General features: G+C 68.1%; 10 protein-coding genes. 8 read left to right on the top strand and 2 right to left on the bottom strand.

The features are described 5' to 3' along the window. Positions 1 to 441: 441 nt before the first annotated feature. The 6 genes from BUF17_RS00445 (at position 442) to BUF17_RS00420 (ending at position 13,253) form a co-directional block, all read left to right on the top strand. Positions 442 to 2,943 (top strand): glycogen/starch/alpha-glucan phosphorylase, encoded by a 2,502-nt coding sequence (locus BUF17_RS00445; protein WP_073625266.1) that lies wholly within the window; start codon positions 442 to 444, stop codon positions 2,941 to 2,943. An 8-nt stretch (positions 2,944 to 2,951) separates the two neighbouring features. Beyond that, entirely contained in the window at positions 2,952 to 5,258 is a 2,307-nt protein-coding gene (gene glgB, locus BUF17_RS00440) for a 1,4-alpha-glucan branching protein GlgB (RefSeq protein ID WP_073625265.1), read from the top strand. A gap of 170 nt (positions 5,259 to 5,428) precedes the next feature. Further along, positions 5,429 to 6,697, top strand: a complete 1,269-nt coding sequence (gene glgC / locus BUF17_RS00435; protein WP_073625264.1) for a glucose-1-phosphate adenylyltransferase — start codon at positions 5,429 to 5,431, stop codon at positions 6,695 to 6,697. An 11-nt stretch (positions 6,698 to 6,708) separates the two neighbouring features. Next, positions 6,709 to 8,169, top strand: coding sequence for a glycogen synthase GlgA (gene glgA, locus BUF17_RS00430; protein WP_073625928.1), 1,461 nt, complete (start codon positions 6,709 to 6,711; stop codon positions 8,167 to 8,169). A 3-nt stretch (positions 8,170 to 8,172) separates the two neighbouring features. Next, positions 8,173 to 12,462 carry a glycogen debranching protein GlgX gene (gene glgX, locus BUF17_RS00425; protein ID WP_073625263.1) on the top strand — a complete coding sequence of 1,430 codons (4,290 nt, stop codon included), beginning with the start codon at positions 8,173 to 8,175 and terminating at the stop codon, positions 12,460 to 12,462. A gap of 155 nt (positions 12,463 to 12,617) precedes the next feature. Continuing rightward, on the top strand, positions 12,618 to 13,253 hold the full coding sequence (locus tag BUF17_RS00420; protein WP_073625262.1) for a peroxiredoxin: 636 nt from the start codon (positions 12,618 to 12,620) through the stop codon (positions 13,251 to 13,253). Positions 13,254 to 13,372: 119 nt separating this feature from the next. On the opposite strand, the gene lepA is transcribed toward BUF17_RS00420, so the two are convergent. Together lepA and BUF17_RS00410 are read right to left on the bottom strand one after the other, a co-directional pair. Continuing rightward, on the bottom strand, positions 13,373 to 15,178 hold the full coding sequence (lepA, locus tag BUF17_RS00415) for a translation elongation factor 4 (RefSeq protein WP_073625261.1): 1,806 nt from the start codon (positions 15,176 to 15,178) through the stop codon (positions 13,373 to 13,375). 133 nt (positions 15,179 to 15,311) lie between these two features. Beyond that, entirely contained in the window at positions 15,312 to 16,247 is a 936-nt protein-coding gene (locus BUF17_RS00410; RefSeq protein ID WP_073625260.1) for a LysR family transcriptional regulator, read from the bottom strand. 85 nt (positions 16,248 to 16,332) lie between these two features. On the opposite strand from BUF17_RS00410, the gene BUF17_RS00405 reads away from it, so the two are divergent. Together BUF17_RS00405 and BUF17_RS00400 are read left to right on the top strand one after the other, a co-directional pair. Next, a complete protein-coding gene (locus BUF17_RS00405; RefSeq protein ID WP_073625259.1) occupies positions 16,333 to 16,860 on the top strand; it encodes a GNAT family N-acetyltransferase in 528 nt (175 codons plus the stop codon). Positions 16,861 to 17,063: 203 nt separating this feature from the next. Next, the gene (locus BUF17_RS00400; RefSeq protein ID WP_073625258.1) at positions 17,064 to 17,897 is read left to right on the top strand and encodes a siderophore-interacting protein; all 834 of its coding nucleotides are present in this window, start codon (positions 17,064 to 17,066) and stop codon (positions 17,895 to 17,897) included. The last annotated feature ends 216 nt before the right edge of the window (positions 17,898 to 18,113 follow it).

The following is an 18,113-nucleotide window of genomic DNA, read 5'->3' as shown; positions in this document are numbered from 1 at the left end:
TTGCCGGCTCGGTTGAATGGCGTGACGTGTCGGCCCGGTACGACGGATTTCACCGCCGCCAGCGCGATGCCCCATGAACACGCACAGGTCCCTCCTGCAAGGCGGTCCCGCACCGTGACCGGTCGCCCGCCTCACCCCGCAATTGTACGAGGAAGGGCAGCCTGTTGAACCTCAAGGCAGAGACCGGCCCGGCGCGTTGATCGAAATCAACGGGAAAAGCACGTCCCTTGAACCGAACTGTCATCTCCTTGATGGCACAGGGGTTGCATTCTGGACGAGGGGCGGCATTACGACCCGGCGCCCGATGCAAACGCAGTCCTTTCCCGCCCCGGCGTTTGCAATCACTCTGTCCAGATTGCACTCTGCCCGTCCTTCCGTTCCTTCGTCCGACAGTCGCGGTCCGAGCCCGCCCATCGTCGATCCAGTGGAGAAACCCCAGTCATGACGGTCGAATCCCCGGCGAACCAAGAGCATCTCGAAACCGTTTCCGTCGAAAGCCCCGGGGGACCGCGTGGCGAGGATGCGGCTTCGCTGCGTGCCGATATCTTGGACAAGCTCACCTATTATGTGGGCAAGAGCACCATCACCGCGAGCGACCGCGACTGGTTCGTGGCCACCGCTCTCGCCGTGCGTGATCGTGTCGTCGATCGCTGGATCGCCTCCACCCGGGCGACCTACGAGAACAACGCCAAGCGGGTCTATTATCTATCCCTCGAGTTCCTGATCGGCCGCCTGCTGTTCGACAACCTGAACAACCTCGAGCTCACCGAGACAGTGCGCGAGGCGCTGCAGGGCCTCGATGTCGACCTCGACCGGCTGCGCAAGGTCGAGCCGGACGCCGCGCTCGGCAACGGTGGCCTCGGCCGCCTCGCCGCCTGTTTCATGGAAAGCATGGCGACGCTCTCCATTCCCGCCTACGGCTACGGCATCCGCTACGATCACGGCCTGTTCCGTCAGGCGGTGAAGAACGGCTGGCAGCAGGAATATCCGGAAGACTGGCTGTCGTTCGGCAACCCGTGGGAGTTCGAGCGGCCGGAAGTCGTCTACGACATCGGCTTCGGCGGCTCCGTCGAGGCGGTCGCGACGTCCGAGGCGCTCGTCAAGCACGTCTGGCACCCGGCTGAGACCGTCGAGGCGGTCGCCTACGACACCACGATCGTCGGCTGGCACGGGCGGCACGTGAACACGCTGCGCCTCTGGTCGGCGCGCGCGACCGATCCCCTCATCCTCGAGGCTTTCAACCGCGGCGACCACGTCGGCGCGTTCGCCGCGCGGATGAAAACCGAGTCGATCTCCAAGATCCTCTATCCGAGCGACGAGACGCCGGAAGGCCAGGAACTGCGGCTGCGGCAGGAATATTTCTTCGCCGCCGCCTCGCTGCGCGACCTGCTGCGCCGCCATCTGAAGGCCTATGGCGACGTCCGCACGCTGCCGGACAAGGTGGCGATCCAGCTCAACGACACCCATCCCTGCATCGCCATCGTCGAGTTGATGCGCATCCTCGTGGATACCCACGAGCTGCCGTGGGAAGAGGCGTGGGATATCGTGCAGCGCACGTTCTCCTACACCAATCACACGCTGCTGCCGGAAGCGCTCGAGAGCTGGCCGATCCCGCTGATGGAGCGGCTGCTGCCGCGCCACGTCCAGATCATCTATCTCATCAACGCGCTGCACCTCGATGCCGCGCGGCGGGTGAATCCGGACGGGAGCTTCCTGTCGTCGGTGTCGGTGATCGACGAGCAGGCCGGCCGCCGCGTGCGCATGGGGCACCTCGCCTTCATGGCCTCGCACCATGTCAACGGCGTCTCGGCGCTTCACACCGACCTCATGAAGAAGACGGTGTTCCGCGACTTCCACACGTTGTGGCCGGGCAAGATCGTCAACAAGACCAATGGCGTCACCTTCCGGCGCTGGCTCTATCAGGCGAACCCGGGACTGACGAAACTCCTGGTCGAGGCGATCGGACCGAAGGTGCTCGACCACCCCGAGCTTCTGACGGAACTCTCGCAGTTCTCCGGCGACGCCGCGTTCCAGGACAAGTTCGCCGCCGTCAAGCGCGCCAACAAGGTCGCGCTCGGCAAGATCATCCGCGAGCAGCTCGGCGTCGCGGTCGATCCGGATGCGCTGTTCGACATCCAGATCAAGCGCATCCACGAGTACAAGCGCCAGCTCCTCAACATCCTGGAGACCATCGCGCTCTATGATGCGATCCGCGCCCAGCCGATGCGGGACTGGACGCCGCGCGTGAAGGTGTTCGCCGGCAAGGCGGCCGCGAGCTACCATCAGGCGAAGCTGATCATCAAGCTGATCAACGACGTCGCCAAGGTCGTGAACAGCGACCCGACCGTGCGCAACAAGCTGAAGGTCGTGTTCCTCCCGAACTACAATGTCAGCCTGGCGGAATCGATCATCCCGGCTGCCGACCTGTCGGAGCAGATCTCGACCGCCGGCATGGAGGCCTCCGGCACCGGCAACATGAAACTCGCCCTCAACGGCGCGCTCACCATCGGTACGCTGGATGGCGCAAACGTCGAGATCAGGGAACATGTCGGGCCCGAGAACATTTTCATCTTCGGTCTCACCGCCGAGGAGGTCGAGGCTCGCCGCCGGGAAGGCATCGACGGGCGCGGCGCAATCGCCGCCTCGCCGCAGCTCAGCGAGGTGGTGGATGCCGTGGAGTCCGGCGTGTTCTCGCCCGGCGAGAACAACCGCTTCCACAACCTCATCAACGCCCTGCGGCACCACGATTATTTCCTCGTGACCGCAGACTTCGATTCCTACTATGCTACCCAGCGTAAAGCGGGATCGATGTGGCGTGACAAAGCCGCATGGTGGCGTTCGAGCATTCTGAACGTCGCCAACATGGGTTGGTTTTCATCGGACCGTTCCATCGCGGAATATGCCGAGGAAATCTGGAACGTGCCGGTGAAGCCGGCCGGATAAGGCGTAACATGGGTTCCGGAGCGGATTGGAAGGCGGACGACGATGCCCTGGAGGCGATCGTTCATGCCCGTCATGGTGATCCATTCGCGCTGCTGGGACCTCACCAGCTCCCCGGACCGGGCGGCCTGCCCGGTGCCGGGAAGCCGAGCGGACGACGCAAGGCCGGGGCCATAAATACCGGCGCCGGCGGTGTCGTGATCCGCGCCTTCGTTCCCGGCGCCGACACCGTCGACGCCGTCGGGCTGGACGGCAAAGTTCTGGTTTCACTCGACCGCCGCCATCAGGACGGAGTGTTCGAGGGATACCTGCCGGAGGGTGCCGCGCCCGGCGTCGGACCGGCGGGCGGCGACCGCCATTTCTACCGCCTGCGGGCCACCAATGCGGGCGGGACCTGGGAATTCGACGATCCCTATGCCTTCGGCCCCGTGCTCGGTCCGCTCGACGATCATCTGCTCGTGGAAGGCACCCATCGCGCGCTTTATGATCGCCTGGGCGCACATTTGCGCACCCATGAAGGCGTCGAAGGCGTGCATTTCGCCGTCTGGGCGCCCAATGCGGCGCGCGTCTCGGTCGTAGGCGACTTCAATGCGTGGGATGGCCGGCGCCACCAGATGCGCAAACGCGTCGACAGCGGCCTGTGGGAGATCTTCGCCCCCGGCATCGGCGAGGGCGCGGTCTACAAGTACGAGATCTACAGCCGGGACGGCGTGCTGCTGCCTTTGAAGGCCGATCCGTTCGGCTTCGGCAGCGAGATGCGCCCGTCGACGGCCTCGGTCGTCGCCCGTACCGACGATTTCGTCTGGACCGACGGGGACTATCTGGCCGAGCGCGGCACCAAGCCGGCGCACCGCGAGCCGATGTCGGTCTACGAGGTCCATCTCGGCTCCTGGCGGCGGGGAGACGGCAACCGCTTCCTGACCTATGACGAACTCGCCGACGAGCTGATCCCCTACGTGGTCGAGCTCGGGTTCACCCACGTCGAACTGCTGCCGGTGTCGGAACACCCGCTCGACGCCTCGTGGGGCTACCAGCCGATCGGGCTGTTCGCGCCGACCCGGCGCTTCGGCGATCCCGCCGGGTTCGCCCGGTTCGTCGACAGGGCGCACGCCGCGGGCCTCGGCGTCATCCTCGACTGGGTGCCTGCCCACTTCCCGACGGACATCCACGGCCTCGCCCATTTCGACGGTTCGCCGCTTTACGAGCACGCCGATCCCCGCCGCGGCTTCCATCCGGACTGGAACACCGCGATCTACGATTTCGGCCGCCGCGAAGTCGCCAACATGCTGACGGCGAACGCGCTCTACTGGCTCGACCGCTTCCACATCGACGGCCTCAGGGTCGATGCCGTGGCGTCGATGCTCTACCTCAACTACTCGCGACGCGAGGGCGAGTGGGCACCGAACCCGGACGGCTCGAACGACAACAAGGACGCGAGCCGGTTCATCCGCCGCTTCAACGAGCTGAGCTACGCGCTCCATCCCGGCACCGTCACCATCGCGGAGGAATCAACCTCCTGGTGGGGCGTGTCGCGGCCCGTCTCGACCGGCGGCCTCGGCTTCGGCTTCAAGTGGAACATGGGGTGGATGCACGACACCCTGGACTACATGAAGCTCGATCCGGTGCATCGCCGCTGGCATCACGACAAGATGACCTTCGGGCTCATGTACCTCTACACGGAGAACTTCGTGCTGGCGCTGAGCCATGACGAAGTCGTCCATGGCAAGGCATCGCTGCTTTCGAAGATGTCCGGCGACGACTGGCAGCGCTTCGCCAACCTTCGGTCCTATTACGGCTTCATGTGGGCCTATCCCGGCAAGAAGCTGTTGTTCATGGGACAGGAGTTCGGCCAGCGCGCCGAATGGAACTTCGACCAGAGCCTCGACTGGCACCTGACCGCCTACGAGCCCCACAAGGGCGTGCAGCGCCTCGTCGGCGACCTCAACCGGCTCTATCGCGACCTGCCGGCGCTCTATGCCCGCGACTGCGAGCCGGACGGCTTCCGCTGGATCGTGGTGGACGACCGCGCCCAGTCGGTGTTCGCCTGGGCCCGCTTCGACGGCGAAGGCGGCCCGCCGGTGGTGGCGGTGTTCAACTTCACGCCGGTGCCCCGATCCGGCTACCGCATCGGGATGCCGGCCGCGGGCCGCTGGCGCGAGGCCTTGAACACCGATGCCCCCGTCTATGGTGGCTCCGGCATCGGCAATCTCGGCGCCGTCGTCGCCGACGGGCCGCCGATGCACGGCCTGCCGGTCTCCGCGTCCATCACGCTTCCGCCCCTTGCCGCCGTCTATTTCGTTCTGGACGCGGAGGCCTAGAGCATATCCCCGCCCCGCGTTTCTGCAGGATAATGCGGAACCGGGGCGGGTCCAGCCGCGTATCCTGCAATCGCGTCCACGGACTTGATTGGAGGAAAAGGCGGGCGCTTCATAATCCGGACCGGACGTGAGATCCGGGCCGCCGCGTTGCTTGAGGAGGGACTCCCGAGATGATCCGAGAGGGGGGAATGAGCGGTCCGCTCGCCCGTTCGGCGATGGCCTACGTGCTCGCCGGCGGCCGGGGTAGCCGCCTGATGGAGCTGACCGACCGGCGCGCCAAGCCGGCGGTCTACTTCGCCGGAAAGTCGCGCATCATCGACTTCGCGCTGTCGAATGCGCTGAACTCGGGCGTGCGCCGCATCGGCGTCGCCACGCAGTACAAGGCCCACAGCCTGATCCGTCATCTGACGCGCGCGTGGAACTTCCTGCGGCCCGAGCGCAACGAAAGCTTCGACATTCTGCCGGCGAGTCAGCGCATTTCCGAGGAAAGCTGGTATCTGGGCACGGCCGATGCGGTGTATCAGAACATCGACATCATCGAAGCCCACGATGTGAAGTACATCATCATTCTCGCGGGCGATCACATCTACAAGATGGACTACGAGAAGATGCTGCAGCAGCACGTCGCCCAGGGGGCGGACGTGACGGTGGGCTGCCACGAGGTCGCGCGCGCCGAGGCGACGGCGTTCGGCGTGATGCACGTCGACGAGACCGACCGCATTCTCTCGTTCGTGGAAAAGCCGGCGGACCCGCCGGCGATGCCCGGCAAGCCGGACCGTGCGCTCGCCAGCATGGGCATCTACGTGTTCGACACCAAGTTCCTGATGGACGAACTGCGCCGGGACGCCGCAAGCCCGAGTTCCAGCCACGATTTCGGCAAGGACATCATTCCCCACATCGTGCGCCACGGGAAAGCGGTGGCCCACCACTTCTCGGATTCCTGCGTACGGTCGGATTCCGAGGACGTGCCCTACTGGCGGGACGTCGGCACGGTCGACGCCTACTGGGAAGCGAACATCGATCTGACAGACGTGGTGCCGGAACTCGACCTGTTCGACCGCGACTGGCCGATCTGGTCCTATGGCGAGATCACGCCGCCGGCGAAGTTCGTCCACGATGAGGACGGGCGCCGGGGACAGGCGATCTCCTCGCTGGTCTCGGGCGGCTGCATCGTTTCGGGCGCTTCGGTCCGGCGCACGCTGGTCTCGACCGGGGTGCGGCTGAACTCCTATTCCTATGTCGAGAACGGCGTCATCCTGCCCTATGTCGGCATCGGCCGCTCGGCCCGCCTCAAGAATGTGGTGGTGGACGCCGGCGTGCAGATCCCCGAAGGGCTCGTCGTCGGCGAGGATCCGGAACTCGACGCCAAGCGCTTCCGCAGGACGGCCAACGGCATCTGCCTCATCACGCAACCCATGATCGATCGTCTCCCGCAATGAAACCGGTCCCGGTGCCCACGCAGTCCGTCCTCTCGGTCGTCTCCGAGGTGTTTCCGCTGATCAAGACCGGCGGACTGGCCGACGTGGCGGGCGCTCTGCCCGCCGCGCTCGCGCCCGAAGGCATCCGGATGGTCACGCTGGTGCCGGGCTATCCGGCCGTGATGGCCGCGCTCGAACTGCGCGAGACGCTCTACAGCTTCCCCGACCTGTTCGGGGGCCGCGCCGATCTGATCGGCGCCCATGCCGCCGGCCTCGATCTGCTGGTGATCGATGCCCCGCATCTCTATGCCCGCGGCGGCAATCCCTATGTCGGCTACGACGGCCGTGACTGGCCGGACAATGCCGTGCGGTTCGCGGCGCTTTCCGCCGTGGGCGCCTTCGTCGGCGGCGGCCACCTGCCGGCCTTCGTGCCGGACGTGGTCCATGCGCACGACTGGCAGGCGGGCCTCACCGCCGCCTATCTCTATTATGGCGGCGGACGGCGCCCGCCGACCGTGATGACCGTGCACAACCTCGCCTTCCAGGGCCAGTTCCCGGCGGAGATGTTCGGCGCGCTCGGGCTTCCGCCCCACGCGATGTCGGTCGAGGGCGTCGAATATTACGGCATGATCGGCTTCCTCAAGGCGGGCCTGCGCCTCTCCGACCGCATCACCACGGTCTCGCCGACCTATGCCGCCGAGATCCGCACGCCCGAGGGCGGCATGGGGCTGGACGGGCTGCTGCGCACCCGCGCGCGGGTGGTTTCGGGCATCGTCAACGGCATCGACGACGTGCTGTGGTCGCCGGAGCGCGATCCGATGATCAAGCGCAATTTCGATGCCTCGACCATCGACCTCCGGCTCGACAACAAGATCGCGCTGCAGGCGCGCCTCGGCCTGGAGGCCGATCCGAACGCGCTGCTGTTCGCGGTGGTGAGCCGGCTGACGTGGCAGAAGGGCCTCGACATGCTGCTCGGCTGCGTCGGGGCGGTGACCTCGCTCGGCGCGCAGCTCGTGGTGCTCGGTGCCGGCGACCGGGATCTCGAAGCCGGCTTCCGCGATGCGGCCCGCGCCCATCCCGGCCGCATCGCCACCGTGATCGGCTATGACGAGGGCCTTGCCCACCAGATCCAGGCCGGCGCGGACGCGCTGCTGGTGCCCTCGCGGTTCGAGCCCTGCGGGCTGACCCAGCTCAGCGCCACCCGCTACGGCGCGCTGCCGATCGTGGCGCGCGTCGGCGGCCTTGCCGACACCGTGATCGATGCCAACGAGATGGCGCGCGCACAAGGCCTGGGCACCGGCTTCCAGTTCTCGCCCGTGAGCCGCGACATGCTGGAGGCCGCCATGCTGCGCGCCGCCGACCTGTGGCAGGACAAGGCGGCCTGGCGGCAATTGCAGATGAACGCGCTGGCGACGGACGTCTCCTGGCGTGGACCCGCGAGGCGCTATGCCGATCTCTATCGCGCGCTGGTGACCGCGCCCGGAGGCTTTTGACGCATGGCGTTGCGCAGGCACGACTGCCCCGAACCGGTCCGCGTCGTGCGTGCCGGCCGGCCCGCACCGCTCGGCGTGACCCTCGACGGCGACGGCATCAACATCGCCGTCTATTCGTCGACGGCAACGGCGATGACGCTCTGCCTGTTCGACGACGAGGGCCAGACGGAAGTCGAGCGCATTCCCCTTCTGCATCGCACCGGGGACGTTTTCCACGCCCACGTCGCCGGCATCGGCGCGGGACGGCGCTACGGGCTTCGTGCGGACGGGCGGTGGGCGCCGCGCGAGGGCCACCGCTTCAACCCGGCAAAGTTGCTCGTCGACCCCTACGCCACCCGGCTCGACCGGCCGTTCCAGCTCGATCCGCTGTTGTTCGACGTGTCGCCGGGCACCGATCCCGCCGACAGGCCGGAGCCGGTCGACACCGCGCACCTCGTTCCGAAGGCGATCGTGGAGACGCCGCCCGAACCGGCGCCGCGCGGCCCGGTGCCCGATCCGGCGAAGACCGTGATCTACGAGATGCATGTGCGCGGCTTCACGCGCAACCACCCGGAGATTCCCGACGAGATCGCCGGCACCTTCGCCGGCCTCGCGCAGCCCGCCGCCATCGATCACCTGAAGGCCCTCGGTGTGACGGTGGTCGAGCTGATGCCTTCGATGGCGATCCTCGACGAACGCCATCTGCCGCCGCTCGGGCTCAACAATTATTGGGGCTACAACCCCATTACCTATCTGGCGCCGGACCCGCGCCTCGCGCCCGGCGGCTTCGCGGAAATCCGCGCCGCCGTCTCGGCTCTGCACGAGGCGGGCATCGCCGTCATCCTGGACGTGGTGTTCAACCACACCGGCGAGGGCGATCACTGGGGCCCGACCGTCTCCATGCGCGGCCTCGACAATGCCGGCTATTACCGGCTCGTGCCCGGCGAGCCGCTCTACTACGTCAACGACACCGGCTGCGGAAACACGCTGCCGCTCGACCGCCCGGAAGGGCTGAAGCTGGCGCTGGAGGCGATGCGCACCTGGGTGGAGCGCACCGGCATCGACGGCTTCCGCTTCGACCTGGCGGTGACGCTGGCGCGCCGCGACGACGGCTTCGACCCGGCCGCGCCGTTCCTGGCGGCGGTGGAGCAGGACCCGCTGCTGTCGACGCTGATCATGATCGCGGAGCCGTGGGATCCCGGTCCCGGCGGCTATCATCTCGGCGCCTTCCCGGCGCGCTGGGGCGAATGGAACGACCGCTACCGCGATGCCGTGCGCCGGTTCTGGCGCGGCGACGGCCGCATGGTCGGCGAACTCGCCACCCGCTTCGCCGGCTCGGCCGACATCTTCGCCGAACGCCGCCGCCCGGTGTCGGCCAGCGTCAACTTCATCACCGCCCATGACGGCTTCACCCTCGCGGACCTCGTCTCCTACACGGAGAAGCACAACGAGGCGAACGGCGAGTTCAACCGCGACGGCACCGGCGAGAACCATTCCTGGAACTACGGCATCGAGGGGCCGACCGACGACCGCGACATCGAGGCCGAGCGCCACGCCGACATGCGGGCGCTTCTCGCCACGCTGCTGTTTTCGCGCGGCACGCCGATGCTCTCGATGGGCGACGAATGCGGCCGCTCGCAGGGCGGCAACAACAACGCCTACGCCCAGGACAATGCCGCCTCCTGGCTCGACTGGGAACGGCATGACGCGGCGCTGTCGCGCTTCGCCGCGCGGCTCGTCGCCGCCCGGCTCGCACATCCCGCGCTCGGCGCCACGCGGCCGCTGACCGGCGGCGCGCTCGACGCCTCCGGCATTCCGGACGTGGCGTGGCTCTCGACCCGCGGCACGCCGCTCGACAACGAAGGCTGGAACGATCCGGCCAATCACACCCTGATCGCCGCGCTCTACGAGCCCTCGGACGGAGAGGCCGAAGCGAGCCGCGTGGTGGTCGCGCTCCATGCCGGCCGGCAGCCGGCGGAGATGGTGCTGCCGGACCCGCGGCCGGGCTTCGAGTGGTCGTGCGTGATCGACAGCGCGCGGCCGGGCTATGCCGGCGAAGAGGCGCTCGACGGCCGCTGCCGGCTTGCGCCGCGCTCGGTCGTGCTGGCGGCGGAGCGCGCGCGCAAGGCGCGCAAGCGCGGCGCCGCGGACCCCGCCGTGCTCGACAAGCTGGCGGGCGCGGCCGGCCTTTCACCATATTGGTGGGATGTAGGCGGTACGCAGCATCGCGTCGGCGACGACGCCAAGCGCGCGCTGCTCGCCGCGCTGCGACTGCCGGCTTCGACCACAGCGGAGGCCTATGACAGCCTGGAGCGGCTGGTCGCGGGCCGCGAGCTTGCGGCGTTGCCGCCGGTGATGGTCGTGCGCGCGGGCGAACACGCCGTCGTCACGCTCGGCGGCCGCAGCGCCCTCGGCGGGCGGACGTTCGCGCTTTCGATCGAACGGGAAGACGGCAGCCACGAGACCGTGGTGGTGGCGCACGATGCCGGGCAGCGGCGCTGGGACGCGCTGCCGGACGGCCGGCAGGTGCCCGTCCGCACCATCGAGCTGCCGCCGCAGCCGGTCGGACGCCACGTGCTGCGCCTTGCGGAGGAGCCGGAGACCACCTGCCCGCTGATCGTGGTACCGGGCCGGTGCCATCTGCCGCCGGGCTTCGCGGCCGGCGAACGGCGCTTCGGCATCGCCGCCCATCTCTACACGCTGCATCGCGACGGCGATCAGGGCATCGGCGATTTCACGGCGCTCGGCCTGTTCGGCGCGCTGGCGGCATCTCGCGGCGCGCAGACCATCGGCCTCAACCCGCTGCACGCGCTGTTCCCGACCGAACGCGATCGCAACAGCCCCTACCATCCCTCCGACCGGCGCTTTCTTGATCCCATCTATATCGATGTCTCGGCTCTGCCCGAGATCGGATATGACGGGCGGGTGCGGGCGGCGCTGGAGGCGGAGGCGGCGGCGTTCGGGGCGCTGGCCGGCCTTCCGGCGGTCGATTATCCCGGCGTCTGGGCCGCCAAGCGGCGGGTGCTCGAAGCCGCGTTCACCGCCTTCACCGCGCGGGAGGCCGCCGCGCCGGACGATCCGCACGTGGCCGATTTCCAGCGCTTCCGCCACACGAGGGGCGCCGCGCTGCAACGGTTCGCCACCTTCGAGACGCTGACGGAGGCGAACGGAACGCCGCGATGGTGGTCGTGGCCGGCGGATGTCGCCTCCCCGGCCGCCGCCGGCGTGGCCTCGTTCGCCGAGGCGAATGCCGAGCGCATCCGCTTCTCGCTCTACATGCAGTGGGTGGCCGACCGGCAGCTTGCCTCGGCGGCGAAGGAAGCGCGGGAGGCTGGCCTCGGCCTCGGCTTCTATCGCGACCTCGCCGTGGGCACCGCCCCGGACGGGGCGGAGGCGTGGTCGGAGCAGGACCTGCTGATGACCGGCGTTTCGGTCGGCGCCCCGCCGGATCCGTTCTCCGCGGACGGGCAGATCTGGAACCTGCCGCCGCCGAACCCGCTCGCCTGGGCGCGCGAGGGCTATCGCAGCTTCTCCGACCTCGCCAGCGCCAACATGCGCCATGCCGGCGCGCTCCGGATCGACCACGTCATGGGGCTGACGCGGCTGTTCCTGGTGCCGGACGGCGCCAAGGCCGGCGAAGGCACCTATCTCGCCTATCCGTTCCACGATCTCGTCGGCCTTTTGTCGCTCGAAAGCCAGCGGGCGGAGTGCCTGGTGGTCGGCGAGGACCTCGGCACGGTGCCGGAGGGCATCGGCGAGGCGCTGATGGCGGCCGACGTGCTGTCCTACCGCGTGCTGTGGTTCGAGCGCGACGGCGTGGAATTCCGCCCGCCGGAGCGCTATCCGGTGCGCGCCGCCGCCTGCGTCTCGACCCACGACCTGCCGACGCTCGCCGGCTGGTGGAGCGGCGCCGACATCGCCGAGCGGCTCTCGCTCGGGCTGATCGACGGGGACGCCGCCGCGATCGCGCGCGACGAGCGGCAGGAGGCGAAGGCCGCGCTCGCGCGCCGGCTCGCCGCCGGGCGGCTCATCGACGAGGCGACCGCGGACGGGCTCGCCACGTCGGACACGCTGACGCCGGACGTCGCCGCGGCGGTGCACCGGCTCGTCGCCGCCACGCCCTCGCTCCTCGCGCTGGTGCAGGCGGACGACCTCGCCGGCGAACGGGACGCCGTGAACCTGCCGGGCACGGTCGACCAGCGGCCCAACTGGCGGCGCAAGATCACGCCCGGGATCGACGCCGTGTTCACCTCGCCGACGGCGGAGGCGATCATGGCGGCCATGCAGGAGAGGCTTCCCGGCAGGACGGAATAGGATTGCCGCATCGCCGCGGTTTTCGGAATGAACGACCAAAGCGGGCCGGCCTTTATGCCGGCCTTTGCTCGCGCGGCCAGGCGGCGGCGCTACACTGGACAAGAACGAGCGGGGCCGAAGCCGCCCCGTCAACCGTTACCACCGGAGGAAGACCGATGTCGCTGCGCCTCGGGGACACCGTCCCCAACTTCACCGCCGAGACCACGATCGGCCCGATCGACTTCTATGAGTTTCTCGGCTCGTCCTGGGGGATCCTGTTCTCGCATCCGAAGGACTTCACGCCCGTCTGCACCACCGAGCTCGGCTCGGTCGCGCGGCTGAAGCCGGAATTCGACAAGCGCAATGTCAAGGTGATCGGGCTCTCCGTCGACGCGCTCGGCAATCACGACGCCTGGTCGCAGGACATCCTGGAGACCCAGGGCGCGGCGCTGAACTTCCCGCTCATCGCCGACACCGACCGCAAGGTCTCCGACCTCTACGACATGATCCACCCGAACGCGAACGACACCGTGACCGTGCGCTCGGTGTTCGTGATCGGACCGGACAAGAAGCTCAAGCTGTCGCTGACCTACCCGGCGAGCACCGGCCGCAACTTCGAGGAAATCCTGCGGGTGGTGGATTCGCTCCAGCTCACCGCCAACCACTCGGTCGCCACCCCGGCGGACTGGAAGTCGGGCGAGGACGTGATCATCGTCCCCTCGGTTTCCGACGAGGCGGCGAAGGAGAAGTTCCCGGACGGCTGGAAGACCCTGAAGCCCTATCTGCGCATCGTCGCGCAGCCGGGCAAGTGATGCCGGGCAAGTAATAGGGGGCGAGTGACGGCCGCCGCAGCGCGGCCGCCCTGCCGAAAAGCAAACGGCCCGGCGATCGCTCGCCGGGCCGTTTCGATTCGAGGCGTCGCGCGCGTGGATCAGACGTCCACCTTCAGCGCGGCGATGAAGGCTTCCTGCGGGATGTCGACCTTGCCGAACTGACGCATCTTGCGCTTGCCCTCCTTCTGCTTGTCGAGGAGCTTGCGCTTGCGGGTGATGTCGCCGCCGTAGCACTTGGCGGTCACGTCCTTGCGCAGGGCGCGGATCGTCTCGCGGGCGATCACCTTGCCGCCGATCGCCGCCTGGATCGGGATCTGGAACATGTGCTGCGGGATCAGATCCTTCAGCTTCTCGCACATCGCGCGGCCGCGACGCTCGGCCTGCGACCGGTGCACCAGCATCGACAGCGCGTCGACCGGCTCGGCATTGACGAGGATCTGCATCTTGACGAGATCGCCGGGCTTGTAGTCGGTCAGGTGATAGTCGAACGAGGCGTAGCCCTTCGACACCGACTTCAGGCGGTCGTAGAAGTCGAACACGACCTCGTTGAGCGGCAGGTCGTAGGTGACCATCGCGCGCTTGCCGACATAGGACAGGTCGGTCTGAACGCCGCGCCGGTCCTGGCAGAGCTTGAGGATCGCGCCGAGATAGTCGTCCGGCGTGAGGATGGTGGCGGAAATCCAGGGCTCGTAGATCTCCTCGACCTTCACCGGGTCCGGCATGTCGGCCGGGTTGTGAAGCTCGATCTCGCTGCCGTCCGTCAGCAGGATCTTGTAGACGACCGAGGGCGCCGTGGCGATCAGGTCGAGATTGAACTCGCGCTCGAGCCGCTCCTGGATGATCTCCAGATGCAACAGGCCGAGGAAGCCGCAGCGGAAGCCGAAGCCGAGGGCGGCGGAGGTTTCCATCTCGAACGAGAAGCTCGCGTCGTTGAGGCGCAGCTTGCCCATCGCGGCACGCAGATCCTCGAAATCGGCGGCATCGACCGGGAACAGGCCGCAGAACACCACCGGCTGCGCCGGGCGGAAGCCGGGAAGCGGCTCGGCGCACGGCTTGCGCTCGTCGGTGATGGTGTCGCCGACGCGGGTATCCGCCACTTCCTTGATGGAAGCGATGATGAAGCCGATCTCGCCCGGATGGAGCGCATCGAAATCCGTCATCTTCGGGGTGAAGGCGCCGACGCGGTCGATGGTGTAGGCGGCGTCCGTGCCCATCATCCTGATGCGCTGGCCGCGCTTCAGCACGCCGTCGACCACACGCACCAGCACGACGACGCCGAGATAGACGTCGTACCAGGAATCGACCAGGAGCGCCTTCAGAGGGGCATCCTCGTCGCCCTTCGGCGGCGGCAGACGGGTGACGATCGCCTCGAGCACATCGTCGATGCCGATGCCGGTCTTGGCGGAGATCATCACGGCATTGGAGGCATCGAGGCCGATCACCTCCTCGATCTGCTCCTTGACGCGGTCGGGCTCGGCCGCCGGCAGGTCGATCTTGTTCAGGACCGGGACGATCTCGTGATTGTTGTCGATCGCCTGATAGACGTTCGCCAGCGTCTGCGCCTCGACGCCCTGGCTGGCGTCGACGACGAGCAGCGAGCCCTCGCACGCGGCGAGCGAACGAGAGACCTCGTAGGCGAAGTCGACGTGGCCGGGCGTGTCCATCAGGTTGAGCTGATAGGTCTTGCCGTCCTTGGCCGGATAGGTCAGGCGCACGGTCTGCGCCTTGATGGTGATGCCGCGCTCGCGCTCGATATCCATCGAGTCGAGCACCTGCTCCTTCATCTCGCGCTCGGTCAGCGCGCCGGTGCGCTGGATCAACCGATCGGCGAGCGTCGACTTGCCGTGGTCGATGTGCGCGATGATCGAGAAATTGCGGATGAGGGGGCGCGGTTCGGTTGTCATGGCCGCCGAGATAGCATCGCCCCCGGTTGCCGCCAAGCGGAGAAAGCCCGCGGGACGCCGCCTTTTTTCAGGGAAGGCCCAAGAACTTTTCCCCTAACGCCCAAGAACCGCCTCCTTGTGCGGAAGCGGCCCCTTATACCCCCTGCGTGGCGTCGGAAAGCGCGGGATCGGCGCGGTGCAGCATTCCTTCCGCCGCGCCACGCGCCACCAGCCGGCGGGCGAGTTCCAGCGTCAGCGGCGCATCGGCGACGCTGCCGCGCGCGGCCACCAGAGCACTGTCGCGGCTGACGCTCGGCCCGTCCACCGGCTCGATCGCCACCAGCCGGCCGGCCGCCACATCGGCGCCGATCCAGGTGTGGGGCATGTAGCCGACCGCGGTTCCGGCGCGGATCAGGGCAAGGCCGGCATCGCCGGGCATGGTCGAAGCCGCCGGAGCGCGCAGGCGAAGACCGGCGACGGCGTCCGGCAGCACCTGCCACCATCCGAGAGTGAGGAAGTGCGGGACGACCGCGAACACGTCCTCGATCGTCGGCGTCACCGGCAGCCGGGCGGCGACGTCGGCGGCAACCGTCATCACCACCCGCTCCCGGAACACGGCCAGCGGATGGAGTTCGTCGAGCAGCGGATCGAGATTGGGCCAGCCCATGATGGCGAGATCGACGGTGCGGTCGTGCACCCGCTCGGCGACGTCGCCGTGGTTGCCCTCGCTCAGCACCACCTCGGCCATGGGATGCCCGGCCATGAACGACACCAGCACGGGAGACACCAGCGGCCGCACCAGACTGCGCAGGGTCGCGAGCGCGATGCGGCCACGCTCGGCCCCACGGATCGCGTCGGTGCCTTCCAGCACGGTGGAGAGGATGCGGCGTGCATAAGGCAGGAACGTCGCCCCGCGCTCGGTAAGGCGCACCTTGCGGCCCCGCTCGAACAGAAGCCCGCCGAGCGCATCCTCCAGCGCCCGGATGCGCATGGAGACGGTCGCCTGGGTCACCGCGAGCCGCGCTGCCGCCTTGGTGAACGAGCCGTCGCGCACGATGCGGTCGAAGGTGCGCAACTGGTCGATATCCATCGTATTTTCTTATCGCAACGTTCGAGAAAACATATGGGCATCATGATAGCATCGATACCGTTGATTGATAAGCTGCAGGCGCGCCATGGGCACCATCGTTCGTTCCGCCGGCCGGGAAGACATCCCCGCCATCCTCGCGATCTATAACGACGCCGTGCTCAACACGACGGCGATCTGGAACGAGACACCCTCCGACCTCGCCGGGCGGACGGCCTGGTTCGAGGAGCGGGTCGCGGCCGGTTTTCCCGTGCTGGTGGCGGAGGAGGACGGCGCGGTTCTCGGCTACGCCACCTATGGACCCTTCCGGCCGCACGAGGGCTATCGCCACACGGCAGAGCTTTCGATCTATGTGCGGGCCGATACGCGCGGGCGCGGCATCGGCAAGGCGCTGATGGGCGCGCTGGTCTCGACAGCGACCGAGCGCGGCGTGCACGTCCTCGTCGGCGGCATCGAGGCCGGCAACGAGGGTTCGGTCCGGCTTCACGCCGCCTTCGGCTTCGAGATGGGCGCGGTGCTGCCGCAGGTCGGCGCGAAGTTCGGCCGCTGGCTCGACCTCCTGTTCATGTACAGGGTGCTGTCCGACGAGCCGCCGAAGCCGCCGCGCGGCCGTTGACGCGCCGGCAGGCTTGCGCACTGACAGGCTTGCGCACGGCGGGCCGGAGGCGTAACTGAAGGTCGTTCTTTGCCCGGCCCTCGTATGGACCGGCGCACGTAGGCGTTAACGTGAGACAACGCGCCCGACGAGCCCGAAGACCGGGTTCGGCTGCTGGCGATCGTCTGCACGCTGCCGAACCCGGTTCCAATGCAGGAACCGACATGACCGACATCCTCCCCGATCAAATGTCCCGCGACCACCGCAGCGAACGCGTGCGGCACCCGCTGAAATTCCGGCTGCTGAGCGTCGCACGCGTCGCCAGGACGACCCCTTCGATGATCCGCGTGACGCTGACCGGCGACGACCTCGCCGGCTTCGCCAGCGCGGGCTTCGACGATCACGTCAAGCTGTTCTTCCCCGAAGAAGGCCGCGAGGCGCCCGTGCTGCCCGGCGTCGGCGCGAACGGCGCGCCGGTGTTCGAAGGCGAGCGGCCGCTGATGCGCGACTACACCCCGCGCCGCTACGATGCGGCCGCGAACGAACTCGACATCGAGTTCGCCATCCACGAGGCCGGCCCCGCCACCCGGTGGGCGATGCAGGCGGCGCCCGGCCACAGGATCGGCGTCGGCGGGCCGCGCGGCTCGTTCGTGGTGGCTGGCGATTTCGACTGGTACCTGATGATCGGCGACGATGCCGCCCTGCCCGCCATCGCCCGGCGGCTGGAGGAACTGCATGCCGGCGCCCGTGCCATCGTCATCGCGGACGTCGGCGGCGCCGCCGACGAGCAGCGGCTGGAAACCCGCGCCTCGGCAAGCATCACATGGGTGCATCGCGGCCCTGCGGCGGCCGGAACGCCCGAGCGGCTGGAAGCCGCGCTACGCGCGCTCGCCCTGCCCGCGGGTGACGGCCATGCCTGGATCGCGGCGGAATCCGACGTCGCCAAGCGTCTGCGCCGCATCCTTGTGGAGGAGAAGCGGCATCCGAAGGCGTGGGTGCGCGCCTCCGGCTACTGGCGCCACGGCGCGGAGGGGGCGCACGAGACGATCGAGGACTGAGGCCGCTTACAGCATATCCCGTTCAGATCGAGCCGATCTGAACGGGATATGCTCAAGCTTTTGAATCTGGAGCGATTTCTTGTCGATCTGATGATTCCATCAGATCGGAAAGCGCTCCAGTGACCGACACGGCGTTCCTCCGGACGGAGGAGCGCCCGCCCGCCGGCGAGCCTTCGCGGAAAACCGGGCGCGGCCCAAAAGAAAAGGCCGCCGGGT

The sequence above is a fragment of the Pseudoxanthobacter soli DSM 19599 genome (assembly GCF_900148505.1).
GTDB lineage: Bacteria > Pseudomonadota > Alphaproteobacteria > Rhizobiales > Segnochrobactraceae > Pseudoxanthobacter > Pseudoxanthobacter soli.
The sequence above is the reverse complement of the archived record's forward strand: the minus strand, read 5'-3'. Positions and strand labels throughout refer to the sequence as shown.